Annotated in this window: 23 protein-coding genes; 16 read left to right on the plus strand and 7 right to left on the minus strand. The window is 69.9% G+C overall.

From position 1 onward, the window contains the following. Window positions 1–27: 27 nt before the first annotated feature. Window positions 28–1,389: a hypothetical protein gene (locus tag KGD87_RS21980; RefSeq protein WP_350099472.1), complete on the minus strand. Its 1,362-nt coding sequence runs from the start codon at window positions 1,387–1,389 to the stop codon at window positions 28–30. 273 nt (window positions 1,390–1,662) lie between these two features. Between KGD87_RS21980 and KGD87_RS21985 the strand changes: the two genes are divergently transcribed. The 3 genes from KGD87_RS21985 to KGD87_RS21995 are packed head-to-tail and all read left to right on the plus strand — an operon-like array spanning window position 1,663 to window position 5,680. Next, a complete protein-coding gene (locus KGD87_RS21985) occupies window positions 1,663–2,691 on the plus strand; it encodes an AAA family ATPase (RefSeq protein WP_284662345.1) in 1,029 nt (342 codons plus the stop codon). A gap of 14 nt (window positions 2,692–2,705) precedes the next feature. After that, the gene (locus KGD87_RS21990) at window positions 2,706–3,584 is read left to right on the plus strand and encodes a DUF58 domain-containing protein (RefSeq protein ID WP_284662346.1); all 879 of its coding nucleotides are present in this window, start codon (window positions 2,706–2,708) and stop codon (window positions 3,582–3,584) included. Continuing rightward, complete coding sequence (locus tag KGD87_RS21995; protein ID WP_284662347.1) at window positions 3,581–5,680, plus strand: BatA domain-containing protein; 2,100 nt, start codon at window positions 3,581–3,583, stop codon at window positions 5,678–5,680. Before KGD87_RS21990 ends, KGD87_RS21995 begins: the two co-directional genes overlap by 4 nt. Window positions 5,681–5,686: 6 nt before the next feature. Here the strand turns inward: KGD87_RS21995 and KGD87_RS22000 are convergent, their stop codons facing one another. Then, complete coding sequence (locus KGD87_RS22000; protein WP_284662348.1) at window positions 5,687–6,085, minus strand: hypothetical protein; 399 nt, start codon at window positions 6,083–6,085, stop codon at window positions 5,687–5,689. 16 nt (window positions 6,086–6,101) lie between these two features. Continuing rightward, window positions 6,102–7,250: a zinc-dependent alcohol dehydrogenase gene (locus KGD87_RS22005; RefSeq protein ID WP_284662349.1), complete on the minus strand. Its 1,149-nt coding sequence runs from the start codon at window positions 7,248–7,250 to the stop codon at window positions 6,102–6,104. 333 nt (window positions 7,251–7,583) lie between these two features. On the opposite strand from KGD87_RS22005, the gene KGD87_RS22010 reads away from it, so the two are divergent. From KGD87_RS22010 to KGD87_RS22025, 4 genes are all read left to right on the plus strand, one after another. Beyond that, window positions 7,584–8,219 (plus strand): sporulation delaying protein family toxin, encoded by a 636-nt coding sequence (locus KGD87_RS22010; protein ID WP_284662350.1) that lies wholly within the window; start codon window positions 7,584–7,586, stop codon window positions 8,217–8,219. Between the two features lie 74 nt (window positions 8,220–8,293). Beyond that, complete coding sequence (locus KGD87_RS22015; protein ID WP_284662351.1) at window positions 8,294–8,869, plus strand: SdpA family antimicrobial peptide system protein; 576 nt, start codon at window positions 8,294–8,296, stop codon at window positions 8,867–8,869. Next, window positions 8,863–9,852 carry a sporulation-delaying protein SdpB family protein gene (locus tag KGD87_RS22020; RefSeq protein ID WP_284662352.1) on the plus strand — a complete coding sequence of 330 codons (990 nt, stop codon included), beginning with the start codon at window positions 8,863–8,865 and terminating at the stop codon, window positions 9,850–9,852. Before KGD87_RS22015 ends, KGD87_RS22020 begins: the two co-directional genes overlap by 7 nt. A 109-nt stretch (window positions 9,853–9,961) precedes the next feature. Then, entirely contained in the window at window positions 9,962–11,047 is a 1,086-nt protein-coding gene (locus tag KGD87_RS22025) for a YcjF family protein (RefSeq protein ID WP_284662353.1), read from the plus strand. A 9-nt stretch (window positions 11,048–11,056) separates the two neighbouring features. Here KGD87_RS22025 and dbpA read toward each other — a convergent pair whose 3' ends face one another. Next, on the minus strand, window positions 11,057–12,442 hold the full coding sequence (dbpA, locus tag KGD87_RS22030; RefSeq protein ID WP_284662354.1) for an ATP-dependent RNA helicase DbpA: 1,386 nt from the start codon (window positions 12,440–12,442) through the stop codon (window positions 11,057–11,059). A gap of 191 nt (window positions 12,443–12,633) precedes the next feature. Between dbpA and KGD87_RS22035 the strand changes: the two genes are divergently transcribed. From KGD87_RS22035 to nagZ, 5 genes are all read left to right on the plus strand, one after another. Continuing rightward, complete coding sequence (locus KGD87_RS22035) at window positions 12,634–13,707, plus strand: glycoside hydrolase family 2 protein (protein ID WP_284662355.1); 1,074 nt, start codon at window positions 12,634–12,636, stop codon at window positions 13,705–13,707. Between the two features lie 94 nt (window positions 13,708–13,801). Then, entirely contained in the window at window positions 13,802–14,728 is a 927-nt protein-coding gene (locus KGD87_RS22040; RefSeq protein ID WP_284662356.1) for a DUF6209 family protein, read from the plus strand. 160 nt (window positions 14,729–14,888) lie between these two features. After that, window positions 14,889–16,388: an ATPase domain-containing protein gene (locus KGD87_RS22045; protein ID WP_284662357.1), complete on the plus strand. Its 1,500-nt coding sequence runs from the start codon at window positions 14,889–14,891 to the stop codon at window positions 16,386–16,388. A gap of 2 nt (window positions 16,389–16,390) precedes the next feature. Beyond that, window positions 16,391–16,756: a response regulator gene (locus tag KGD87_RS22050; protein ID WP_284662358.1), complete on the plus strand. Its 366-nt coding sequence runs from the start codon at window positions 16,391–16,393 to the stop codon at window positions 16,754–16,756. Window positions 16,757–16,856: 100 nt separating this feature from the next. Next, window positions 16,857–17,966 carry a beta-N-acetylhexosaminidase gene (gene nagZ / locus KGD87_RS22055; RefSeq protein WP_284662359.1) on the plus strand — a complete coding sequence of 370 codons (1,110 nt, stop codon included), beginning with the start codon at window positions 16,857–16,859 and terminating at the stop codon, window positions 17,964–17,966. 69 nt (window positions 17,967–18,035) lie between these two features. Here the strand turns inward: nagZ and KGD87_RS22060 are convergent, their stop codons facing one another. The 3 genes from KGD87_RS22060 to KGD87_RS22070 all read right to left on the minus strand — a co-directional run bounded on the left by KGD87_RS22060 (window position 18,036) and on the right by KGD87_RS22070 (window position 20,167). Continuing rightward, window positions 18,036–18,527 carry a hypothetical protein gene (locus KGD87_RS22060; protein ID WP_284662360.1) on the minus strand — a complete coding sequence of 164 codons (492 nt, stop codon included), beginning with the start codon at window positions 18,525–18,527 and terminating at the stop codon, window positions 18,036–18,038. 313 nt (window positions 18,528–18,840) lie between these two features. Continuing rightward, the gene (gene bcp / locus KGD87_RS22065) at window positions 18,841–19,605 is read right to left on the minus strand and encodes a thioredoxin-dependent thiol peroxidase (protein ID WP_284662361.1); all 765 of its coding nucleotides are present in this window, start codon (window positions 19,603–19,605) and stop codon (window positions 18,841–18,843) included. 61 nt (window positions 19,606–19,666) lie between these two features. Next, window positions 19,667–20,167 (minus strand): hypothetical protein, encoded by a 501-nt coding sequence (locus tag KGD87_RS22070; RefSeq protein ID WP_284668678.1) that lies wholly within the window; start codon window positions 20,165–20,167, stop codon window positions 19,667–19,669. 67 nt (window positions 20,168–20,234) lie between these two features. On the opposite strand from KGD87_RS22070, the gene KGD87_RS22075 reads away from it, so the two are divergent. From KGD87_RS22075 to KGD87_RS22090, 4 genes are all read left to right on the plus strand, one after another. Beyond that, the gene (locus tag KGD87_RS22075) at window positions 20,235–20,882 is read left to right on the plus strand and encodes a hypothetical protein (protein WP_284662362.1); all 648 of its coding nucleotides are present in this window, start codon (window positions 20,235–20,237) and stop codon (window positions 20,880–20,882) included. A gap of 130 nt (window positions 20,883–21,012) precedes the next feature. Beyond that, window positions 21,013–21,543, plus strand: coding sequence for a DUF6484 domain-containing protein (locus KGD87_RS22080; protein WP_284662363.1), 531 nt, complete (start codon window positions 21,013–21,015; stop codon window positions 21,541–21,543). A gap of 17 nt (window positions 21,544–21,560) precedes the next feature. Continuing rightward, window positions 21,561–22,241 carry an AHH domain-containing protein gene (locus KGD87_RS22085; RefSeq protein WP_284662364.1) on the plus strand — a complete coding sequence of 227 codons (681 nt, stop codon included), beginning with the start codon at window positions 21,561–21,563 and terminating at the stop codon, window positions 22,239–22,241. A 22-nt stretch (window positions 22,242–22,263) separates the two neighbouring features. Further along, on the plus strand, window positions 22,264–22,866 hold the full coding sequence (locus tag KGD87_RS22090; protein WP_284662365.1) for an imm11 family protein: 603 nt from the start codon (window positions 22,264–22,266) through the stop codon (window positions 22,864–22,866). The last annotated feature ends 36 nt before the right edge of the window (window positions 22,867–22,902 follow it).

Consider the following 22,902-nt stretch of genomic DNA (forward strand, 5'->3'; position numbering starts at 1 on the left):
GGCCGCGCACTGTAGCGGCCCTGGCCGCTACGGCACCACGAGGCGAAGGAAGGCGTCCTGGTTCCAGGTGTCGCCCGCCCCATCACGCTGCCAGCCGGTGACGGCGAGCCCGCGGCCCGGCACGGTGGCCACGCCCGCGGTGGTCAGCGAGCACACCCCGCTGGCGCAGGGCTGCGCCTCCAGCGTCTGCTCCCCCAGCCACGCCCCTGAAGCCGCGTAGCGCGTCAGCACGCTGCCACACGTCACCGCGACGCCGCCCGAGTCCTCCACCGCGACGGACGCGCCTGGCTCGGTCACCGGCCCGCACACGGGCTGGCGCACCCAACCCGCGCTGCCATCCGCGCCCGCCGTCAGCACGAAGGCCCCCGAGGAGCCGAGCGACGCCTCGCCCCACACCAGCAGGCCCATGAAGTCACCCGCCGCCACGAGCGTGCCATCCGCCGCCACCGTCACCGAGGTGATGCGGCCCTTCACGCCCGGCAGCTCCTTGCCCCAGAGCAGGCGGCCGGACGCATCGAACGTCAGCAGCACGAAGCCACGTACGCCGGGCGCGCCGAACGTCTGGCCGTCCACCTCCAGCGTGTCCACGAGCTGTCCGGCCAGAATCGACTGCCCCGAAGGCGCCAGCGCCGTCGCGTGCAGCGCGTTGTCCATGTTGGCGCCGTGGAAGCGCCGCGTCCACAGCACGGAGCCGTCCGCGGCGTAGCGCGTGAGCACGGGGTCCTCGATGAACTCCCCCTCCCACTCCTCGCCCGCGGCCAGCACGCCGCCCCGCGCGTCCGCGGCGATGTCGTAGACCTTCTGCCCCACGCGGTGCTGCCAGACAGGCGTGCCCTCCGCGTCGAACTTCACCAGGAAGCCGTCCTGCGCCTCGCCCAGTCCGAAGTCCGCCGAGTAGAGGAACGCGTTGCCCGACAGGAACGTCGCCGCGTCGCTCGCCGCCACGCGCGTGTCGGAGAAGCGGTTGCGCACCCACTCACGCGACCAGCGCGGCGTCCCATCCGCCGCGGAGCGCGAGAGCGTCAGCGCCAGCTTCTCGCCTTCCACGGGCTCGCGCTCACCGTCCTGGCGGGGCGTGCTGGACACCACCACCGCCACCTCTCCGGAGGGGGCCGTGGCGACGCCCGTTCCGACGTCGTCCTGGGGTCCACCCACCACCTGGCTCCACGGCGAGGCCGCCGCCGGAATCGGACGCTGCGGGAGCCCGCTGGAGTCCTGCGGCGCCGTGGGCGTCACGGACACCCCGGGGGTGGCTTCGTCCCCGTCACGCGGCGCTCCGGCCGGAGCCTCCCCGTCCCCTCCGCACCCGCCCGCCACCCACAGCAGTGCGACTGGAAGAAGCCCCGTCCAGAGATTGCCACGCCCACCACGCCGCCGAAATGACCCCATGACACGCTCCAAGGAGCCTGCTCCCGTCCACCGGAAGCGAGGCCCTGGGAACCTAAGCAGCGTGTCCAGCCCCCGGCATTCCCCCCCAGCCCAGGGGCACTGTCACATGGCAGGGGAGCATGCAGGCGATCAGCGCGCCCATGTGCCCCGGCGTGCCGGGGTGTGCGGCAGCGGAATAGGTCACCCCCAGAACGGTTGCCAGCGCACGCCCTGGCGCAAGGGTGGCGGAATCCTTTGGTCCCAGCGCCACCCACGAATTAAGAGAACCCTTCCATGGAAAGCGCCGCCCCCGACTCTCCGCCCGTGCCCGACGCCTCGAGCGACGACCTCCGTGCCGTCGAGGAGCTCGCCCAGGCCCGCAACGAAATCGTCGCCCAGATTGAAAAGCGCGTCGTCGGTCAGCGCGAGGTGGTGGAGCACCTGCTCATCTCCCTCTTCAGCCGCGGCCACTGCCTCTTCGTGGGCGTGCCGGGCCTCGCCAAGACGCTGCTCATCTCCACGCTGGCGGACGTCCTCAACCTGTCCTTCAACCGCATCCAGTTCACGCCGGACCTGATGCCGTCGGACATCACCGGCACGGACATCCTGGAAGAGGACCGCACCACCGGCCGGCGCACCTTCCGCTTCCTCCAGGGTCCGCTGTTCGCGAACATCATCCTGGCGGACGAGGTGAACCGCACCCCGCCGAAGACGCAGGCCGCGCTGCTGCAAGCCATGCAGGAGTACCGCATCACCGCCGGTGGCCGCACGTACCCGCTGGAGCTGCCCTTCCTCGTCTTCGCCACGCAGAACCCCATCGAGCAGGAGGGCACCTATCCGCTGCCCGAGGCCCAGCTCGACCGCTTCATGTTCCTGGTGGACGTGGGCTACCCCACCGCCGATGAAGAGGTGCAGATCGTCAAGAGCACCACCGGCGGTCCGCAGCCGAAGCTGGAGAAGATTCTGTCCCCCGAGCGCATCCTCGCGCTCCAGGAGCTGGTGCGCCGCGTGCCGGTGCCGGACCACGTGGTGCGCTACGCCGTGGAGCTGGTGCGCCACACGCGCCCCAAGGAGCCGGGCGCGTTGGACTTCATCGCGAAGAACGCGTCCTGGGGCGCCGGCCCCCGCGCCAGCCAGTACCTGGTGGTGGCCGCGAAGGCGCGCGCCATCCTGCACGGCCGCTTCGTCGCCACCGTCGAGGACGTGCGCGCCCTGGCCCGCCCCGTGCTGCGCCACCGCGTGCTGCCCAACTTCACCGCGGAGAGCGAGGGCATCACCTCCGTGAAGCTCATCGACCAGCTCCTCACGGTGGTGAAGGGTTAGGCCCAGCCCGCGCCATGCTGCTCGACGCCCAGACGCTGGCCCGCCTCCAGGGAGTGAAGCTGCGCGCCCGCGCGGTGATGGAGGGCGTGCTGTCCGGCCTCCACAAGAGCCCCCATCAGGGGCAGAGCGTGGAGTTCGCGGAGCACAAGGAGTACGCCCCGGGCGACGAGCTCCGCCACCTGGACTGGAAGGCCTACGGCAAGTTCGACAAGTACTACGTCAAGCGCTTCGAGCACGAGACGAACCTGCGCGCCGTCATGGTGGTGGATGCGTCCGCCTCCATGGGCTACCGCAGCGGCGCGCTGAGCAAGCTGGACGTGGCCACCACGCTGGCGGGCGCGCTGTGCTACCTGCTGGTGCGCCAGCAGGACGCGGCGGGCCTGGCGCTGATGGTGGGCGGCAAGTGGAAGGACGTGCCGCCGCGCGCGTCGGCCGGCCACCTCAACGTGCTGCTGGACACGCTGGAGCACACCACGCCCACCGGTGCCACGGACCTGGGCAGCGCGGCGGACCACCTGGCGGAGGTGCTGCCCCGGCGCTCCAGCGTCATCGTCCTGTCGGACCTGCTGGATGAGAACCAGGACGCGCTGCGCCGCATCCTCGCGCTGCGCCAGCGGAAGAACGACGTGTCCGTGTTCCACCTGGTGGACCCGGCGGAGCTGACCTTCCCCTTCGATGACCCCACGCTCTTCATCGACATGGAGGGCCAGGGCCGCATCGAGGTCAACCCGCGCGAAATCAAGGAGAGCTACCTGGAGGAGTTCAACGGCTTCCTGGCGAGCGTGAAGGCCGCGTGCGCCGAGGCGGACGTGGACTACGACCTGGTGCGCACGGACGACAAGCTGGATGACGTGCTGCTGCGGTACCTGTCGCGCCGCGGGAGGCGCCGGTGACCTTCGGCAATCCGTGGATGCTGCTGGGCGCGCTGGGCGCCCTCATCCCCCTGCTGGTGCACCTGTTCGACCGGCGCCGTCCCCGGCCGCACCCCTTCGGGCCGCTGGCCTTCGTGATGCGCAGCCAGAAGCGCACCGCCAGCCGCCTCAAGCTCAAGCGCCTGCTGCTGTACGCGCTGCGCACGCTCATCCTGCTGGCCATCCCCATCGCCCTCGCCCGCCCCGAGCTGACGCGCGACGCGGCCGCCGCGCAGGTGGTGAAGGGCCCCGCGGCCACGGCCATCATCCTGGACGCGTCGCTGTCCATGCGCTGGTCGGACGGCACGCCGCTCTTCGAGCGCGCCCGCGACGAGGCCCGCGACGCGCTGAAGGACCTGCTGCCCGAAGAGCCCGCCACCGTGCTGGTGTGCACGCAGTCCCCCGCCGCGCCGCCGCCGCCGGGCTTCGACCGCGGCCGGCTGCGCTCGCTGGTGGATGAAGCGAAGGCCACGCACGGCGCCGCGGACCTGTCGCGCTGCCTGGACCTGGCGGCCCGCGCGCTGGAGGAGAACCCCATGCCGGCCAAGCGGCTGGTGCTGGTCTCCGACATGACGGCCGCGGCCTTCCGCCTGGAGGCGCCGCCGCCCACGGTGAAGGGCCCCACGGGCGCGCCCGTGAAGCCGGAGGTGGTGCTGCGCGACGCGGCCGAGGGCCACGAGGTGCTGAACAACCGCGCCATCGTCGACCTCAAGGTGGAGCCCGCGCTGCAAGCCGGCCCGCGCACGTTCCAGTTCACCTTCACGGTGCGCAACTTCGGCGCGGAGCCGGTGAAGGATTTGGAGGCCGCGGTGCGCGTGGGCGAGTCCACGCTGGCCAAGGGCTTCGTGGACCTGCCGCCGGGCGGCACGACGCAGAAGGCGCTCACCGTGCGCTTCCCGCAGGGCGGCACGGTGCTGGGGCAGGTGACGCTGGCGCCGGACGCGCTGGTGGAGGATGACCGGCGCTCCTTCGTGCTGCCGGTGCCCCGCGCGTTGAAGGCGCTGGTGGTGAATGGCTCGCCCCACGCGACGCGCTACCGGGACGAGGCCTTCTTCGTGGACGCGGCCCTCACCGCGCCGGGCTCGCCGGTGGAGGTGGCCACGCGCGACGCGGAGGTGGGCCTGCGCGAGGACTTCTCCGCCTACGATTTGGTGCTGCTGCTCAACGTGCCCGCGCCGAGCGCCGACGAGGCCCAGAAGCTGGCGGCCTTCGTGGAGAGCGGCGGCGGCCTCTTCATCAGCATGGGCGACCGGGTGAGCCCGGAGGCCTACAACCAGCGGCTGGGCCCGGTGCTGCCGCGTCCGCTGCGCCTGGTGCGCACCAGCGCGGAGCGTGACGACCCGGACGCGGACTCGAAGAGCGCGCGGCTGGCGCAGGTCTCCGTGGAGCACGTCCTCTTCTCGCCCTTCACGGGGCAGGCGGAGGAGGGGCTCGTGGGGGCGCGCTTCTACAAGTACATGCTGCTGGAGGCGGACTCCCCGGGCGCGGCCGGCGCCAGCCAGGTGCTGGCCACCTACGAGGACGGCGCGCCGGCGGTGGCCGTGGCGCGCAAGGGCAAGGGGCGCGTGGCGCTGCTCACCAGCACGGTGGACCGCGACTGGAGCGACTTCTCCATCCGCACCTCCTTCCTGCCGCTGATGCAGCGCTTCGCCGCCTACCTCACCGGCTCCCTGGACGAGCGCGAGGAGGTGCGCGTGCGCGTGGGCGAAAGCGCCACGCTGCGGCCCGAAGGCGGGCGGAAGGTGTCCTCGGTGCGCGCGCCGGACGGCAGCGAGGTCGCCGTGAAGGAGCAGCCGGAGGGCGCGCTGGTGGCCGGGCCGGTGACGGAGCCGGGCGTGTACTCGGTGCTGGGCGCGGACGGGAAGGTGCAGCCCGACTTGTCCTTCGCCGCCGTGCTCGAGCCCTCCGAGAGCGACCTGGGCCGTGTGCCCATGGACACCCTCACCGCCTACTTCGGAGAAGAGACGGTGAAGGCGTCCATGGGTGACGCGGACAAGCCGACGGTGCCGCTGTGGACCTGGCTCATCCTGGCCGCGTGCCTGGCGTTCTTCTTCGAAGGCACGCTGCTGCGCAAGTAGCCGGCGTCAGGCCCGGAGCCGGCGCATCACGACGCCGCCGACGAGGAGGGCCGCCGCGCCCGCCGCGAGACGTGGAAGGCCCCTCCGCAGCTTGTGCTCGGCCACGTCCACGCGGTCCGCCAGCAGCAACATCATCCAGTGCCGCGTCCAGTGGTCCGGGTACTTGTAGGCCAGCCGCCGCAGCATGCCGGAGATGCCCTGAGGCGGCTGGGCCGTGCCAAACACCAGCGGCATCTTCCGCGCGGGCTGCCCATGCTTGAACACCTCCGCGTCCGACCGCTGCCGGGACGGCGTGCCCCGCGCGTCGCCGCGCAATTGGGGTGACTCCTCCCTGGGGAAGCCGGGGCGGTTCTTCGGGTCGGCGTCCACGCCGTAGCCCGGGATGTTTCGCGCGTTCGGGTTCATGGTGGGCTCCTTCCACTCAGGCATGGGCATGCGGGGAGAGGACGCACTTGATGCAGCCGTCCTGTTTCTTGGAGAAGAGGTCATACGCCTTCGGCGCGTCCTCCAGGCTGAAGCGGTGGGTGATGATGCCCTTGGCGTCCACGCGCCCCTTGCGGATGTGCTCCAGCAGGTGCGGCATGTAGCGCTTCACGTTGCACTGGCCCAACCGCAGCGTCTGGTTCTTGTTCATCGCCGTGCCGATGTCGACCAGGTTCCACGGCGGCCCGTACACCCCCACCACGGAGATGACGCCGCCCTTGCGGGTGGCGTGCATGCACCAGTTGAGCGCCGTGGTGGTGCCCGCCTCGGCCATCAGCCCCAGGCCCAGCACGCGCTGCAGGAGCGAGCCTTCGGCCTCGCAGCCCACCGCCTCGATGCTCACGTCGGCGCCCCGGCCCTCGGTGGTCTCCTTGATGGCGGTGACGATGTCCACGTCCTTGAAGTTCAGCGTCTCCACGTGGGCGAACTTCCGGGCGAAGTCGAGCCGGTAGTCCTGCAGGTCCACCGCGATGACGCGGTCGGCGCCCATCAACCACGCGCTCTTCATGGCGAAGAGGCCCACCGGGCCCGCGCCGAACACCACCACCGTGTCCCCCGGCTGGATGCCGCCCATCTCCGCCCCCATGTAGCCGGTGGGGAAGATGTCGCTGAGGAAGAGGACGTCCTCCTCGTCCATGTCCTCCGGAATCTTCATGGGCCCCACGTTGGCGAAGGGCACGCGCACGTACTCCGCCTGCCCGCCGTCGTAGCCGCCCGTGGTGTGCGAAAAGCCGAACGCGCCGCCCGCGACGTCGCTGGACGGGTTGGAGTTCTCACAACACGCCGTCAGGCCCTTCTTGCAATAGAAGCAAGCGCCGCAAGAGATGTTGAAGGGCACCACCACCCGGTCGCCCGGCTTGAGGTTGGTGACGCCCGGGCCCACCTCCTCCACGACGCCGGCGAACTCGTGGCCGAACGTGCAGCCCACCCGCGTGTCGGGGATGAGGCCGTGCAACAGGTGCAGGTCCGAGCCACAAATGGCCGTCTTCGTGACCTTGAGCACCGCGTCCTGCGGATGCTCGATGCGAGGGTCCGGCTTGTCCTTCACCCGAACCTGGTACGGCCCCTGGTAGCTGAGTGCGCGCATGCGAGTTCTGCTCCTTTGTGGGTAAAGGAGTGAGGACCGCGCACTGACACGGCAAGGCGGGGCCGGCGCCCGAGTGTGTGCTCCCTGCCCTGGCCGGCTGCTCCGACGCGGGGACGCGCGGAAGACGGGCTGGAATCAAACCCGCTGAGTCAGTCAGACGCACTCACTTAGGAATACTTGATATCCATTAAACTGATACGCCATCGTATGATTTTAAGTTATTCTTTGAATTGCAGATAAATCCACTTCACATGAAAATCGTGACTTGCCCGTGACGCATCCGGCCGGCCGGAGCGCCTCGCGGGCAAGCACCCCGTTGCCCTGGAGCACACCTTGAAGCGTTCCACCCTGAAGCTGACCTCGGCCGTGACGGCCTTCATGACCTTCTCCACCTTCGGTATCGGCTGTGGTCCCGCGGATGGCAGCAGCGGCCCGTCGGCCGGCATCACGCAGAACCAGGCCCTGTCCGGGCAGAACCTGTTCAAGGGCATGGCCTTCGGCCTGGGCCCGGCGGCGCACTACTTCGACGACCTCTGGCAGCGTCCGGAGATCAAGGCGAAGCTGGGCGACGAGACGCTGGCCAAGCGCGAAGAGGCCGCCGAGGCCGTCATCGCGAAGATGAGCGCGCTGGACCCGGCCTTCTTCGAGCGCTTCGGCAACGACCTGCGCAGCGGCAACCACCTGGTCATCGACCAGTTGCTGACGGACACGCGGGAGCTGACGGTTGCCGCGGCGAACGCGCTGCGCAAGGACGCGGGCCAGGCGGGTGAAATCAACGCCGCCGCCCTGCAGCAGGTGGAGGTGGGCCTGTACCTGTACGTGGAGACGGCCGTGGCCGTCGCCATCGTGCTCATCCTCATCCTGACCCAGATTGACATGACCCCGGTCATGGAAGGCCCGCAGTCCAGCCAGCTCCAGCGTGACGTGTGGGTGGACATGCTGGCGAAGCGGTTCGCCGCCGCCGAGTAGTCGGAGCACCCCGGGGAGTGTCCATCGCCCTCACCGGTGGGCACTCCCCTTCTTCCTCTTCCCCGAGCACGGCCGTGTCCACCCCTCCCTCTCCCCAGACCTCCCCGACGCGCCGCCTGGGCCTGCTGGCCCTGGGACTCATCCTGGGCTGGACCACGCTCACGGTCTACGCCCTGCACGCGGCGCTGCCCTACAACCCCATCGAGCTGCCCTTCGAGAAGCACTTCAACATCAAGCTGCTGCTGCCAGAGGGGTGGGCCTTCTTCACCCGCGACCCGCGTGATGACCGGATGCTGCCCTACCTCCGCACCGCGGACGGCCAGTGGGCCTGGGGGAGCGACACGCCCAACTTCCAGTGGAAGAACGCCTTCGGCATCAACCGGGCCGCGCGGGCGCAGGGCGTGGAGCTGGGGTTGCTCCTCCACGACACCGCGGCACTTCCCCGGGAGGACTGCAAGGAAGCCCCCGCCGTGTGCCTGGAGCGCGCGCCCGTGGCCAAGAAGCTCCGCAACACCAGCCCGCGGCCCACGTACTGCGGCCAACTGGGCATCGTCTTCCAGCGGGCCGTTCCCTGGGCCTGGAGCCGCACCAACCAGGGGAAGCCCATCATCATGCCCTCGAAGGTCCTGAGGTTGGACGTCGAATGCTGACCGCGCTTGGAAGCCGTGCCCGCGCCTGGGTGGCGGGCCCCTCCCCCTGGAGCAATGTCTACGGCCTGGCGCGCACGCTGGTCGCGCTGGGGACGGGTGGCACGCTGGCCTTCAGCGACGCCACGACGCTGTTCCGGCCCGTCGCGGGCATCCCCGAGGCCCCCGTCTGCGAGGGCATTCGCGCGGCGTCCTTCTTCTGCGCGTTCCCCTCCGGCTGGCTGGAGGTGGCGCGGTGGACGGCGGTGCTGCTGCTGCTCATCGTCGCCTCGGGCTGGCGGCCGCGCGTCACGGGGCTGGTGCACTGGTGGGTGGCCGTCAGCATGCCGTGGTCCGCGACGCTGACGGACGGCGGGGACCAGATTGCCGCCATCCTGGCGCTGCTGATGCTGCCCCTGGCGCTCACGGATGACCGGCGCTGGCACTGGGACGCACCGCGCGAGTCCACGGGGAACGACGAGGCGAAGCGGCTCATCGCCCGGTCGGCCTGGGTGATGCTCCGCCTCCAGGTGGCGGGCATCTACTTTCACGCCTCCGTCGGCAAGTTCAAGGTGACGGAGTGGGTGGACGGCACGGCCCTGTACTACTGGCTGCTGGACCCCAGCGTCGGTGCACCGGAGTGGCTGGCCGGCTTGATGCTCCCTGTCCTGAACAGCCCCATGGTGGCGCTGCTCACCTGGTCCGTGCTGCTGCTGGAGCTGGGGCTCGCGCTGGGGCCCCTGCTGAACCCGTCCCTGCGCCGGGTGCTGCTGCCCCTGGGCATGAGCTTCCACCTGGGCATCGCCGTGTTCCACGGGCTCATCAGCTTCGTGCTCGTCATGTTCGGCGCGCTCATCCTCCTGCTGCGCCCGTCCGATGAGGCCTTCCGCTTCGAGCGCCTCCGCGCCTGGCGGCGGCACATGAGGACCCCGCCCGTTCCCGCCGCGTCGGCCTTGGAGCCGGTGGCGATGCAGGCGGTGGCGGTGTCCAACAACGACGGCGCGTGAGGCGCCGCCGTGCCTCGCCGGTCCACCGCCGCCTCGCGGAGACTTTCCGCTACGCTGGGGCTCCCTCCCTGGATTCGGGAGGACTCACCGGCGGAGGCGACGGCAGCCCATGGACATCCATCTGGCGGAGGAGATTCGCAAGCAGGTCGAAGAGGCCTTCCGCAAGCGCGGCCGGGTCAACATCGTCATCGCGGGCCGCAGCGGCGTGGGCAAGAGCACGCTGGTCAACGCGGTGTTCCACGGCCGCATCGCGGACACCGGCCAGGGCCGCCCCGTCACGAAGGAGACGCGCGAGTACACGAAGGACGGCATCCCCGTCAGCATCCTCGACACCCGCGGCCTGGAGCTGGGCGCCTTTGAAGAGACGCTGAAGCTGCTGGAGGAGCTGGTGGCCGCGCGCGCCAGGGAGGCGGACGCCACGCGCCACCTGCACTGCGCCTGGCTGTGCATCAGCGAGGACTCGCGCCGCGTGGAGGATGGTGACGTGAAGGCGGCGGAGATGCTCGCGCGGCACATGCCGGTGGTCGTCGTCGTCACGAAGGCGCGCAGCGACCAGGGCTTCCGCGCGGAGGTGCAGAAGCTGCTGCCCATGGCCCGCAACGTCATGCGCGTGCGCGCGCTCCAGGAGACGGACGACGAGGGCCACACGCTCCAGCCCAAGGGCCTGGTGGAGCTCGTCGAGCTCACCATGGAGCTGGTTCCAGAAGCCCAGCGCAACGCCTTCGCCGCCGCCCAGCGCGTGAGCATTGGCCAGAAGCGCAAGCGCGCCCACGGCATCGTCGCCAGCGCCGCGGCCGCCGCCGGCCTCATTGGAGCCGTCCCCATCCCTTTCGCCGACGCCGCCCTGCTCGTCCCCACGCAGGTCGGAATGCTGGCGGGGGTGAGTAGCGTCTTTGGCCTCCCAATGACGGAGGCCTTCCTCTCCACGCTGGTGGGCGCGGGCATCACCGGCCTGGGCGCGACCTTCACCGGCCAGTCCATCGTGTCCGGACTGCTGAAGCTCGTCCCCGGCCCGGGCACGGCGCTTGGCGCGCTCATCTCCGCCACCACCGCCACCGCGCTCACCACGCTGTTCGGCGAGGCCTACGTCGCCGTCCTCTCCAAGCTGATGGAGAAGCGCCGCGGCGAGCTGCCCACGGAGGAGGAGGTCATCCAGGCCTTCCGCGAGGAGATGTCCCTGCGCGGCACCGCGTAGGCGTCCGGGCTACTTCACGCGCTCGATTTTGTACCGGCGGCCCTTGATGCGGCCCTCGCTCAGCCGCTGGAAGGCCACCCGCGACACGCGCCGGGCGACGGCGACGTAGGCCACGTGGTCCTGGATTTCAATCTTGCCCACGTCGGTCGCCTCCAGCCCGCCCGCCTCGCCCGTGAGCGCGCCCAGGATGTCCCCGGGCCGCAGCTTGTCCTTGCGTCCGGCGGAGATGTAGAGCGTGTCCCACGTCGACTCCAGGGACACCGCGTTGCGAGGGTCCGCCGAGGGCAGGGACTCCACGTCTCCGCGCTCCAGCTTCACCCCGGTGGCCAGTTGGATGTCGTCCACCTTGCGGCCATCCCGCGGCGCGACGATGGAGACGGCCAGCCCCGCGCGCCCCGCCCGTCCGGTGCGGCCGATGCGGTGCACGTAGGGCTCGGCCTGCATCGGCAGGTCGAAGTTGATGACGGCGTCCAGCGCCTCCACGTCGATGCCGCGCCCCGCCACGTCCGTGGCGATGAGCACCCGCGTGCTCTGGTTGCGGAACTTCGCCATCACCCGGTCCCGCTCGAACTGCTCCAGGTCCCCCTGGAGCCCGTCCACGCTGACGCCCGACGCGGAGAGCGACTTCTTCAGCTCCACCACCGTCGCCTTGAGGTTGCAGAAGACGATGGCGGACGCCGGCTGATAGTGCCGGAGGATGCGCAGCAGCAGGGCCTGCTTCTCCGCCGGCTCGCAGTCGTAGCGCACCTGCTGGATGTCGGGCCCATCAGTGGTGGTCTCCACCGTGACGCGGACGGGTTGACGCTGGAAGTCGCGGCTCAGCGCCTCGATGTCCGGCGGGAAGGTGGCGGAGAAGAGCACCGTCTGCCGCCGCGGCGGCATGGCCCCGAGGATGCGCTCCATGTCCTCGCGGAAGCCCATGTCGAGCATCCGGTCCGCCTCGTCGAGCACCACCGTGGACAGCTGCCGCGTCTCCAGCGCGTCCCGGTCCAGCACGTCAATCACCCGTCCCGGCGTCCCCACCGCCAGATGCGCGCCCTTCTCCAGCGCATCCAACTGCGGACGGATGGGCTGGCCCCCCGCGAGCACCAGCACCTGGAGCCCGGGCAGCCGCCGCCCCAGCCTGCGGATTTCCCCCGCCACCTGCGCGCACAGCTCGCGCGTCGGGCACAGCACCAGCGCCTGCACCTTGCGGTGCTGCAGTTGGACCTTCTGGAGCAGCGGCAGCGCGAAGGCCGCCGTCTTCCCGCTGCCCGTCTGCGCCTGGCCGACCAGGTCCCTGCCCTGGAGCAGCACCGGGATGCTCTGCGCCTGGATGGGCGTGGCCGTCTTGAAGTCGAGCTCCTCCAGGACCTGGAGCAGCGGCGGGGAAAGTGTGAGCGCGGAGAAGTCCATCCAAAGCCTCGATGAGCGGAGGCACGGAAGGAGCCTCGGGTTCTGCACGCCCCATGTCACACCCGGAGAAGGAAGGACAAGCGAAGCCGCCCAAGACGCCTGGCCGACCGCACCAGCTCACAGCCCGCACTTTCTGTGAAATTCGAGGTTAAATGGCGCTTCTCCCCACCCTCCCCGTCGCGAGGCACGCCATGTCCCCCGCCCGCTCCACCGTCCTCGGACTCATGCTGCTCGGCGCGCTCCTGCTGCTGCCCTCGGCAGCGGCGGCCCGGACCGTCCTCCTCCAGAAGGACGGCCAATGGCAGTTGCAGGTGGACGGGCGGCCCTACATCGCGCGCGGCGTCACCTTCAGCGGCAGCGGCAACAGCACCGCCTACGACGTGGACTGCGCGCGGCTCGCGGCGCTCGGGGTGAACACCCTGCGCACCTGGGGCACCGGCTCGGAGACGCGGCTGCTGCTCGACGCCGACCACCCCGTCATCTCCGTGGACGCATGGACGCTGGCGGTGCCCTGGTGGGAGAAGCACGTGCCGTCGCTCGACGCATATGGCCTCAACGTCTACGGCGGCGGCATCCACGCGCTGCCCGCGGCCCTGGCGCAGGCGGGCGTGAAGAAGCCCTGGTTCATCACCGAGTTCGGCGCCCAGGGAGAATGGGACGCGCCCAGGGACGCCCACGGCGTGCCCCGCGAGCCCACCGACGCGGAGAAGTACGCCGCCATCGTCGACGGGTGGAACACCGCCCTGGCGCCCCACGTGAAGGCGGGCCGGTGCCTGGGCCTGTTCGTCTTCAACTTCGGCGCGTCGTTCGACCACACAGGCCTCTGGCTGGGCATGCTGTCCGGGAGCTCCACCCGGCCCGCCTGGTGGGCGGTGCGCGAGGCCTTTACGGGCCAGAAGCCCTCCACGCCGCTGCCCCGGATTGACGCCGTGGCCGTCCAGGGCGCGGTGCGAGAGGGCCCCACCACCTGGGCGCTGGTTCACGTCGACGTGGCGGACAGCGACCCGAAGCGCCCCGGCGTCTCCTTCGCCTACAACTTCCGGAGCGCGGCCACGCGGCACGAGCGCGACGAGGTGCGCCGGCTGGACGCCCAGCCGGGCCCCACGCCGGGCACCTGGCGGGTGCGGATGCCAGCGGTGCGCGGGGCCATCAAGCTCTACGCGCTCGCCAGGGATGGTGCCGGAAACCTCGCGGTGGCCACCACCTCCGCCGCCCTCCCCCTGACGCCCGCGGAGCCCGCCCGCCCCCCCAGCAGTCCGCCGTGAAGCCGCACGCCTCCTGACAGGGCGAGCGACCGGAAGCGCATGTGACATGCAGTCCTGGTAAGTGGCGTGGTCCACGATTTTTGGAGAACCCGGCATGAAGACGTCTGTCTGGAAGTCCCTGGCCCTCGCGTTGCCGCTGATGGCGGCCTGTGGTGGCGCCGCGCAGCAGGAGGAGACGCCGGTCGGCCCCGCGCAGGCGCGGCAGGCGCCGCTCACCACGCCCACCGCCACGGTGCGCTTCCTCAATGGCTGGACGCACTCGCAGCACGGCGCCATCGTCCGCGGCGGCACGCTCGTCGTCGACTACGACTTGTACCGGATGACGGACTGCCACCACAGCACCTACGCCGGCCAGCAGGCGTGGGACACGCTGGCCTCCGTCCGCTTCCTCCCCAGCGGCCAGCTCTTCAGCGGCAGCGTGAAGCAGGCCACCGGCAGCACCTCGTTCGTGAACAAGCCCTTCGAGGTGACGGTGCCCTCGGACGCCACGAGCGTGGAGACGTGGTTCTTCACCTCCGGCCGCACCTGCGCGGCGAGGTACGACAGCAACTACGGCCAGAACTACGTCTTCCCCGTGGAGGCGCAGTCGCCGTCCGCGGTGGCGTGGGCCGGTGACTGGGGCGGCAGCTTCGCGCGCGACTGCGAGCACCGCGACGGACTGGCGGACCCCATCGTCATCGACAGCTACGTCATGGAGCGCGCCTGCAAGTTCGTGGACGCGGACGTGTACGTGCCCGGCGTGACGGATGCCGCCACCGCGCGTCCGGAGCTCCTCCAGGCGCAGGTGGCGTTCAGCGTGGACGGCGCGGCCACGCAGCACCATTGGCTGACCTATCAAGGTCGTGTGGGCAACAACTACCGGTACCGCTGGAACCTCGCCGCGCAGCCGCTCGCGTATACGCCGTGGAACGCCTATGCATTCGGGTTCCGCTATTCAACGGACGGCGTGAGCTGGTATCGCATCGCTAGCGGCGCTGGCCCCACGGGCGGCACCGCGCGGACCGTGCAGCGCGGATTCTGAGGCGCTCCACTTCTGTTGAACGCCGCTGGGGCCGTGCGCTTCAGCGGCAGCTCGGAAGAGGCGCTGTGGGAAGAGGTGTTCCCCTGAGACGGCGAGCGCACTGCTCTCAATCATTCCAGTGGGGCCACACCCGGGCCGGGCCCAGGAAAGGGAACGCGAAATGACCGAAGGCACTCCACGCGTGGCGGAGCGGATATCCACGGGCATCCCAGGCCTTGACACCGTGCTGCACGGCGGCTTCCGCAAGGCCCGCACCTACATGCTGATGGGCCTGCCGGGCTCGGGGAAGACCATCTTCGCCAACCAGGTGAGCTTCCACCACGTGAAGCGCCACGGCGGGCGCGTGCTGTACCTGACGCTGCTGGCGGAGTCGCACACGGAGCTGGTCGGCAACCTCTCCTCGCTGTCCTACTTCGACCCCACGCTGCTGCCCGACGCCATCACCTACCTGAGCGCCTTCACGGTGCTGGAGCAGGGTGGGCTGGACGCGCTGGCGGAGCTCATCCGCAAGGAGACGAAGAACCACCAGGCCACGCTGCTCGTATTGGACGGGTTGGTGGCCGCGGAGGAGGTGGCGCCGTCGCAGCAGGCCATCAAGAAGTTCATCCACGGTCTCCAGGTGGTGACGGGCCTCATGGGCTGCACGACGCTCATCCTCACCACTGGCCGCGGCCAGGGGCTGCGCGCCGAGCACACCATGGTGGACGGGCTGCTGCTGCTCCGGCAGCGCCTGTTCGGCGCGCGCGCCGTGCGCGAACTGCTGGTGCGCAAGTTCCGGGGCAGCCCCTATCTGCTGGGCAAGCACAGCTTCGACATCACCGAGGATGGCCTCGTCATCTATCCCCGCCTGGAGACGCTCGCGGAGTCCGGGCCTCCGCCGGGGCCGCCGCTGGACGCGAAGTGCGCGTTCGGCATCCCCGGGCTGGACGCGATGCTGACCGGGGGCGTGCCCCAGGGCTCGACGACCATCCTCCTGGGGCCGTCGGGCAGCGGCAAGACGCTGCTGGGGCTGAACTTCCTCGCGGAAGGCGCCCGGCGCGGTGAGCGCGTCCACTACTTCGCCTTCTACGACTCCCCCGAGCGGATGGTGACGCAGGCGGCGGGCATCGGGCTCGACCTGAAGCCCCTCATCGACCGAGGGGACTTCGAGGTCAGCTTCCGGCCGCCCACGGAGAACCTGCTGGACAAGCTGGGCGTGCAGTTGCTGGACATCATCCGGACCCACGGCGTGCGCCGGCTCTTCCTGGACGGCTATGACGCGCTCCGCAGGGCGGCCCTCCGGCAGCCCCGCGTGTCGCGCTTCCTGGCCGCGCTGGTCAACGAGTGCCGCATGCGCGGCGTGACGCTGCTCTACTCCGTCGAGCTGACCTCCGCGTTCGGCGAGGAGGTGACCTTCCCGATGAAGGGCATCTCCATGGTGGCGGAGAACGTCCTCTTCCTGCGCCAGGCGGAGCTGAACTCCCAGCTGCGCCGCTTCATCTCGGTGCTGAAGCTGCGCAACAGCCCGCACGACACCTCCCTGCGCGAGCTGCGCATCCACACGACGGGGATGGAGGTGGCGGACACCTTCACGGATGTCGAGGCGATGATGAGCGGCCTGCCACGGTCGACCACGTGGTCCGAGCCCCGGCATCCCGGCGGCGGGCGCCAGGGGACGTAGGCATGGGCCCCATCCTCATCGTCGATGACGAGTTCGGCATCGTCGAGGCCATGCGCGACCTCCTGAACGACGAAGGCTACCGGACCGCCATCGCGCTCAACGGGAAGGAGGCCTTGGAGCGGATGGCCGAGGAGCGCCCCTGCCTGGTGCTGCTCGACTACATGATGCCGGTGATGAACGGCCCGGCCCTGTTGGAGGCGATGGAGCGCAGTCCCCTGCTGCGCGACATCCCGGTGGTGATGATGAGCGCCAGCCCGCCGGACTACTGGAAGCACCTGCGCTGCGCGGCCTTCCTGCCCAAGCCCTTCTCCCTGGACGACCTGATGAGGGTGGTGAAGCGCTTCGCCCAGGGAGCCATCCTCCAGTAGCGCGCCTCACCGCCCTGCGGCCTGACAGGCAGCCGACGCTTTCCGGGGAACGGTGTTCCCCCCGAGCGCCCAGCCCCCGGCTTCTGCCAGACTGCGCGCCGTGACGACCTCCTCCACCCTCTACCGCGACTGTGCCCGGCTCTTCATGGTGGGCTTTCCCGGCACTCACATCGACAGCGAGCTGGCCGCGCTGATGGATGACGGCATCTACGGCGCCATCCTCTTCAAGCGCAACGTGGGCAGCGCCGCGGACACGGCCGCGCTGTGCCACGCGTTGAAGACACGGGCGGGCCGGCCCTTCATCCTGTCGGTGGACCAGGAGGGAGGCCGCGTGGCCCGGCTTCGCGGCGAGCCCTTCACCGCGCTGCCGCCCATGCGTGAGCTGGGACAGCGCGGCGACGCGGCCCAGGTGGAGCGCGTGGGCCGGCTGCTGGCGTATGAGCTGCGCGCGCTGGGCTTCGACTGGGACTTCGCGCCGGTGCTGGACGTGGACACCAACCCGGACAACCCCGTCATTGGCGACCGCAGCTTCAGCCGCGAGGCGGAGGAAGTGGCGCGGCTGGGCGTGGCGCTCGCGCGGGGCCTGGAGGCGGGCGGCGTGGCTTCGTGTGGCAAGCACTTCCCCGGTCACGGCGACACCACCACCGACAGCCACCTGACGCTGCCGCGGCTGCCGCATGATTTGGAGCGGCTGCGCAGCGTGGAGCTGGTGCCCTTCCGCGCCTTCGCCCAGGCGGGGCTGGCGTCCCTGATGACGGCGCACGTCCTCTTCGACGCGCTGGACCCGGGGGTGCCCGCCACCATGAGTCAGCGCGTGCTCCAGGGCGTGCTGCGCGAGGAGCTGGGCTTTGACGGGGTGCTCGTCAGCGACGACCTGGAGATGAAGGCCATCGCCGGCCACTACTCCGTGGAAGAGGCCACCGTGCAGGGCACGCTCGCGGGCGTGGACCTGTTCCTGGTGTGCCACGACGCGGACGTGCAGCGCCGCGCCATCGAAGCCCTGGTGAAGGCGGTGGAGTCCGGCCGGGTGTCACGGGAGCGAATCGCGCAGGCACACCGGCGGCTGGATGCGCTCAGTGCCCGCTTCGCGCACCCGGCGGAGGACCGGCTCGCCCTGCTGGGGAGCCCGGAGCACCACGCGCTGGCCGGGGGGCTCGTCAGCACCTTCACCGGCCGCGACCCGACCGAGGTGATGCTGGCCTCCCGCTGAAGGCGCGGGGCCAGGGTGCCACGCGCGCTCCCGGCGCCCTGCACCGGGAGCGGCTGGAAGGGGCGGACTTCAGCGGCGGTAGGGGCCGCTGCGGTCCTGCCAGCCCAGCGGCGCGTAGCCGCGGTAGTGGCCGCTGCGCTTGCCGCCCAGCCTCGCGCCGTCCTCGCCACCCAGGCCCTGGGCCGCGGGCGAGTACGCGGCGCCGCCCTCCACATTGTACTGGTCACCCATCATCTTCCCGGCGTCGTCGATGATGGAGCGGCCCTGGGTGCCGTCGTTCTTCGCCGTGCGCGGGTCGATGCTGGAGCCAATCTGGTCGATGGTGCCGTTGTAGCCCCGGTTCGCCGGCAGCGTCCAAGGCGGCAGCGGCGTGTTGGTGTTGCCCCCCTCCATGTTCTTCATCGCAGCGGGCTGGTCGCCGCGCTGGGCGGCAAAGTTGCCCCGCGGCTCATCCGGCTGACTGCCACCCGTCTCCGGAAGGCCCCGGCAGCCCACGGCCAGAACCGCGCCCGCCATCAATGCCGCCGCCGAACCCCACCGCCGAATATTCCGCTCGCGCATGTCGACTCCTCCGAGTCCCTTCAATCTGGTTGCTCGTACTTCCCGAAGATGGGGCACGCCGGGCATGGAGACCACGGGGTGACGCCATGTCCGCATGACGATGGACCGTCCGAACGCCACATATAGCCCCAGCGGCGGCCGGGAGCAGCCCTCTTCAGCGCTCCCGGCGCCCGCTCCGCTGAGGGCTACTTCTTCGTCGAGGAAGCCCACTTCGAGGTCGCGGGCTTCTTCCCCGCCAGGAGCCGCCGGGCCCGCTGGTGATTGCTCGATGGCGGACGTCTGGGACGCCGTCCTCCCAGCGCCGACCGAAGCGCTACTTCCTGGAGGCCTTCTTCGCCGCCGCGGACTTCTTCGCGGGCGCCGTCTTCTTGCCGACGCCAGGCTTCTTCGCGGCCGCGGACTTCTTCGCCGCGGGGGCCTTCTTCGCGGCCACGGGCTTCTTCGCAGCGCGGGGCGCCTTGGCGGCCGGAGCCGCCGTCGTCGCCGGCACCTGCCTGGCTGCGGCGGTCTTCCCCGAGGCAGTCTTTCCCGCCGGAGCCTTCTTCGCGGCGGCGACCTTCTTCCCCGCGGGCGCCTTCTTCGCGGCGGGCTTCTTCTCAGCACCGTCCGCCGCCGGGGCTTTGCCCTTCAGCGCGGCCAGCACCTCGGCGACGTGGCCGTTCACCTTCACCTTGGGCCACACCTGCTTCAGCACGCCATCCGGGCCGATGAGGAACGTGGCCCGGGTGATGCCCAGGAACTTGCGGCCATAGAGCGACTTCTCACCCCAGACGCCGTAGGCCTCGGCCAGCGTGTGGTCCACGTCCGCGAGTAGCGGGAAGGGCAGGTTGAACTTGCTGGCGAACTTCCGGTGGCTCGCGGTGCTGTCCGCGGACACGCCCAGCACCACCGCGCCCGCGGCCTCCAGCGCGGAGTGCTCGTCGCGAAAGCCACACGCCTCCACGGTGCAGCCGGGGGTGTTGTCCTTCGGATAGAAGTAGAGGACGACACTCCGGCCCGCGAACCGCGCGAGCGATACCGGGGTTCCATCCTGGTCGTGGAGCTGGAACGCGGGGGCCTGGTCACCTGCTTGGGGCATGGGCATGCGGGCTCATTAATCACAAAGCCCGCGCCACTCAACGTCCAGCGACAGCGCCCCGTCAGTGGGCGGGATGCCCCGCTTCACCACCATGGTCATGGCCATGCTCCCCGGGAGGATGGCTGTGCGCCTCCAGCCGGACCAGCGCCTTCCGGCAGTCCGTCAGGGCCTGGTGCAAGGGCTCCCGGTCCGCGCCCTCCGGCGTCTGGCCCAGCCGGATGGCCAGGGCCTCACACGCGGCGCGTTTGGCATCCACCTCCGACGTCCCGGGGCCCGTGGCGCCCGGCGTGGCCAGGGGGCGCGGCGGCAGCCTTCCCCGCAGGCGACGGATGGTGGCGATCCGCTGCTCCGCATCCGGACGGGCCTTGGAGTCCTTGGGAATCGCCTCGAAGGCACTGATGACGGGGTCCCATGCCGGGTCCAGGGGAGACACGCGGCGGTCAATCAGCTCGCGGTAGGACTTCTCGGCGTCCCGGAGCTGGTCGGGCCCCTTGTCGCAGCCAGGCGACAGAAGCAGACAGAGCGCGAGCGGCATGACGGCGGACAGCCGTCGGGTGGTCATCCTCATGAAGGGTCGGTTCTCCTCTCCTGCTGGCCTCCCGATTGAAGCACGGCTAGGGTGCCGCGTCGTGCAGCCCATTCTCCTCGCCCTCCTGCTTGGCCTGTCCCAAGGCATGCTCCACGCCGTGGGCCCGGACCACTGCGCGGCCATGGCCACCCTTGGAACCCTGGGGGGAGGCCGGCGCCGCGCCGCCATCGCCACCGCCGTGCGCTTCGCGCTGGGGCACGCCGCCATGCTGGGCGGCATCGCCGCGCTCTGCATCCTGGCGGGCGTGGGCCTGTCGGAGACCTTCGAGCGCTGGGCCGAGATATTCGGCGGCGCCGTGCTGGTGGCCCTCGCGGTGGCCGCCCTGCTGTTCCCCAACAGCCTGGACCACGGCCACCCGCACCTGCCCGGCCACACCCGGGAGCCGCACCACCACGTGCACACGGTGAGCACCACCGCGGGCGCGCTGATGGCCGTCAGCGGCGTGCGCTCGCTGCTGCTGGCCCTGCCCCCGCTGCTGGTGGGCGGCAGCATGAGCATGGCCGCGTGGATGTACCTGCCCGGCTTCGCGCTGGGCATCCTCATCGGCATGGGCGTGGTGGGGCTGATTTTCGCGGAGGGCATCGCCCGGCTGAACGCGCAAGTCACCCGCTGGGTGCAGCGCGGGGTGGCCGTGGGCTCCGGCGCGCTGGGCCTGTTCTGGATGGGCTCGCGGCTCGTCGGCGGCTGAAGGGGCATTGAAGGATTGGCCGTGGGTGGCCAGGTGATGGGCGAGGCTCACCATGAGGGCCATGCACGTCACCTTGAGCAAGGTCCGCACGGCAAAACGCAGGACGGCACGACGTCGGATTGGGGGGCCCATGGCCTCGAATGATGATGGCGCCAGACCCGAGAAGACGCTCCACGCCGCTCACCGGGAGCCCATCACCGGGGCGCGCGTTGGCAGGTTGATGGGGGTGAATCCGGAGGGGTTGGCGCTGGTGGACTTCGCGGGCAATCCGACGTCCCTGCCGGTCGCGGCCCGGAGCTTCGTCGCGCTCGGGGCCGAGCAGCTGCGTTCGGCGGTGGAAGAGCGCCGGGACGTCGTGCTGCTGTTCGAGGACGGTGACCCCGCACGTCCGCTGCTGATCGCACTGGCTCAAGCCCCCAGCGCGCCTTCGCTGCTGGAGCAGTTGCTCGAGGTGACGAGCCGACCCGAGGCCCCGGAGGCGAAGGACACCCCGAAGGAGGACCGGCTGGTGCTCGGCGCCGAGAAGGAAATCGTGTTGCGTGTAGGCGAGGCGAGCATCACGCTGCGCCGGGACGGCACCATCCTACTTCGCGGGGTTCGAGTGGAGAGCCGCGCCTCGGGGCTCCAGCTCATCCGCGGTGGCAAGATTGAGCTGAACTGAGTCCCACGGGGGCACGCATGGCGGAGGCAGACCATCTCTCTGGAATGGGCAAGCTGAAGGCTCGGCTCAGGCGTTCGCGTGACTATCGGGAGAAAGGCCACAAGCACATCAAGGGCAATGGTGGCCGGAACAAAATCTACGCGAATCTAGAGATCATCCAGGAGGTGCTCCAGGCGCGAGGCACCCGTGTGCGAGGGGACAAGCGAATCAAGCCTGGCAGCCTGGCGCATGCGCGCCGATACACCTTCGTTCACGGCCAGAACTTCAAGCTGGGCCAGTCTCCGTACATCAACCAGGCACACCATCTGCTTCCGGAGGAGGCCTTCTCCGATAAGTACTTTGACAGTGACCAGATGCGGATGCTTCTGGGCGTGGACTACGACATCAACAACGGGGAGAACATCATCTTCCTCCCCGCGTTGGCGCGCGACTCCGAGTTCCATCGCTTGCCCCACCACTCGGGGAGTCATCCGGCCTATTCAGCGGTGGTGTCCGACGATATGAGCACCGTCCGCGATTTGCTGAAGACTGCGCTGGAGAAGGACAAGAAACACAAGGAGTGGAATCCTCCGGAAGACGTCAAGACGCAACTGATGGACCTCCAGTTGGATTACTGGGACATGGTGTCCGCAGCGGGCCCCATCAACATCAACTTGTTCACCAAGCCCGCTCCGAAGAAGCGGGCCTTCGCGAAGTAGTGCTGAAGTGGAGCGGATGGCCGTGAGCTACTACCCCTGGGTGAACGATGACGAGGATGAGTCCTTCGCGTGGCTGGACGCTTCCCGCAAGGAAGAGCTGGATGAGCGCGGTTACCTCCTCTCGGAAGGCGTCCGCTGTGCGGAATGGTTTCCGAAGGGCCTTGTCTTCGACTTGTCGAAGGAGCGGGGCAGCACGCTGACGGACAGCATCCCGAACTCGTTCGCGATGCGGGTGGTCTCCGAAAAGCTCAAGGGCATCCTGGAGCAGGAGACACCGGCGGATTCCATCGAATACCTGCCCATTCGTCTCCGGACGCCCCGCAAGAAAGTCCTGACCACGCCGTATTACATCGCCAACGTGCTGGGGACGGTCGCGTGTATGGATGCGAAGAAGTCCGACTTCAGAATGAGTGCCATCGTCAAGACGCAGGTGATGCGTTTCCGGCGTTTGGTTCTCGATGAGAAGAAGATCCCCAAGGACGTGAAAATCTTCAGGCTCGCGGAGCAGACCAGGCTCATCCTGGTTCGTGGAGACCTGGGCAAGCGACTCGTGGACGAAGACTGCCTGGGCGTGTTGATTCAGGAACTGGAGGACTTCGGCTCCGAGTTCCGCGGGCGGGCCTGAGCCGTGCTCTCACCTTGTGGCTGGAGCCGTCTCCTC

This window comes from Myxococcus sp. SDU36, assembly GCF_030168875.1.
GTDB lineage: Bacteria > Myxococcota > Myxococcia > Myxococcales > Myxococcaceae > Myxococcus > Myxococcus vastator.

Excerpts from the sequence above, each read along its gene's own strand:
- KGD87_RS21980 (WP_350099472.1), bottom strand. The coding sequence starts at position 1,389 with ATGGGGTCATTTCGGCGGCGTGGTGGGCGTGGCAATCTCTGGACGGGG.
- KGD87_RS21985 (WP_284662345.1), top strand. The coding sequence starts at position 1,663 with ATGGAAAGCGCCGCCCCCGACTCTCCGCCCGTGCCCGACGCCTCGAGC.
- KGD87_RS21990 (WP_284662346.1), top strand. The coding sequence starts at position 2,706 with ATGCTGCTCGACGCCCAGACGCTGGCCCGCCTCCAGGGAGTGAAGCTG.
- KGD87_RS22000 (WP_284662348.1), bottom strand. The coding sequence starts at position 6,085 with ATGAACCCGAACGCGCGAAACATCCCGGGCTACGGCGTGGACGCCGAC.
- KGD87_RS22005 (WP_284662349.1), bottom strand. The coding sequence starts at position 7,250 with ATGCGCGCACTCAGCTACCAGGGGCCGTACCAGGTTCGGGTGAAGGAC.
- KGD87_RS22020 (WP_284662352.1), top strand. The coding sequence starts at position 8,863 with ATGCTGACCGCGCTTGGAAGCCGTGCCCGCGCCTGGGTGGCGGGCCCC.
- KGD87_RS22025 (WP_284662353.1), top strand. The coding sequence starts at position 9,962 with ATGGACATCCATCTGGCGGAGGAGATTCGCAAGCAGGTCGAAGAGGCC.
- dbpA (WP_284662354.1), bottom strand. The coding sequence starts at position 12,442 with ATGGACTTCTCCGCGCTCACACTTTCCCCGCCGCTGCTCCAGGTCCTG.
- KGD87_RS22035 (WP_284662355.1), top strand. The coding sequence starts at position 12,634 with ATGTCCCCCGCCCGCTCCACCGTCCTCGGACTCATGCTGCTCGGCGCG.
- KGD87_RS22040 (WP_284662356.1), top strand. The coding sequence starts at position 13,802 with ATGAAGACGTCTGTCTGGAAGTCCCTGGCCCTCGCGTTGCCGCTGATG.
- KGD87_RS22045 (WP_284662357.1), top strand. The coding sequence starts at position 14,889 with ATGACCGAAGGCACTCCACGCGTGGCGGAGCGGATATCCACGGGCATC.
- KGD87_RS22050 (WP_284662358.1), top strand. The coding sequence starts at position 16,391 with ATGGGCCCCATCCTCATCGTCGATGACGAGTTCGGCATCGTCGAGGCC.
- KGD87_RS22060 (WP_284662360.1), bottom strand. The coding sequence starts at position 18,527 with ATGCGCGAGCGGAATATTCGGCGGTGGGGTTCGGCGGCGGCATTGATG.
- bcp (WP_284662361.1), bottom strand. The coding sequence starts at position 19,605 with ATGCCCCAAGCAGGTGACCAGGCCCCCGCGTTCCAGCTCCACGACCAG.
- KGD87_RS22070 (WP_284668678.1), bottom strand. The coding sequence starts at position 20,167 with ATGACCACCCGACGGCTGTCCGCCGTCATGCCGCTCGCGCTCTGTCTG.
- KGD87_RS22080 (WP_284662363.1), top strand. The coding sequence starts at position 21,013 with ATGGCCTCGAATGATGATGGCGCCAGACCCGAGAAGACGCTCCACGCC.
- KGD87_RS22085 (WP_284662364.1), top strand. The coding sequence starts at position 21,561 with ATGGCGGAGGCAGACCATCTCTCTGGAATGGGCAAGCTGAAGGCTCGG.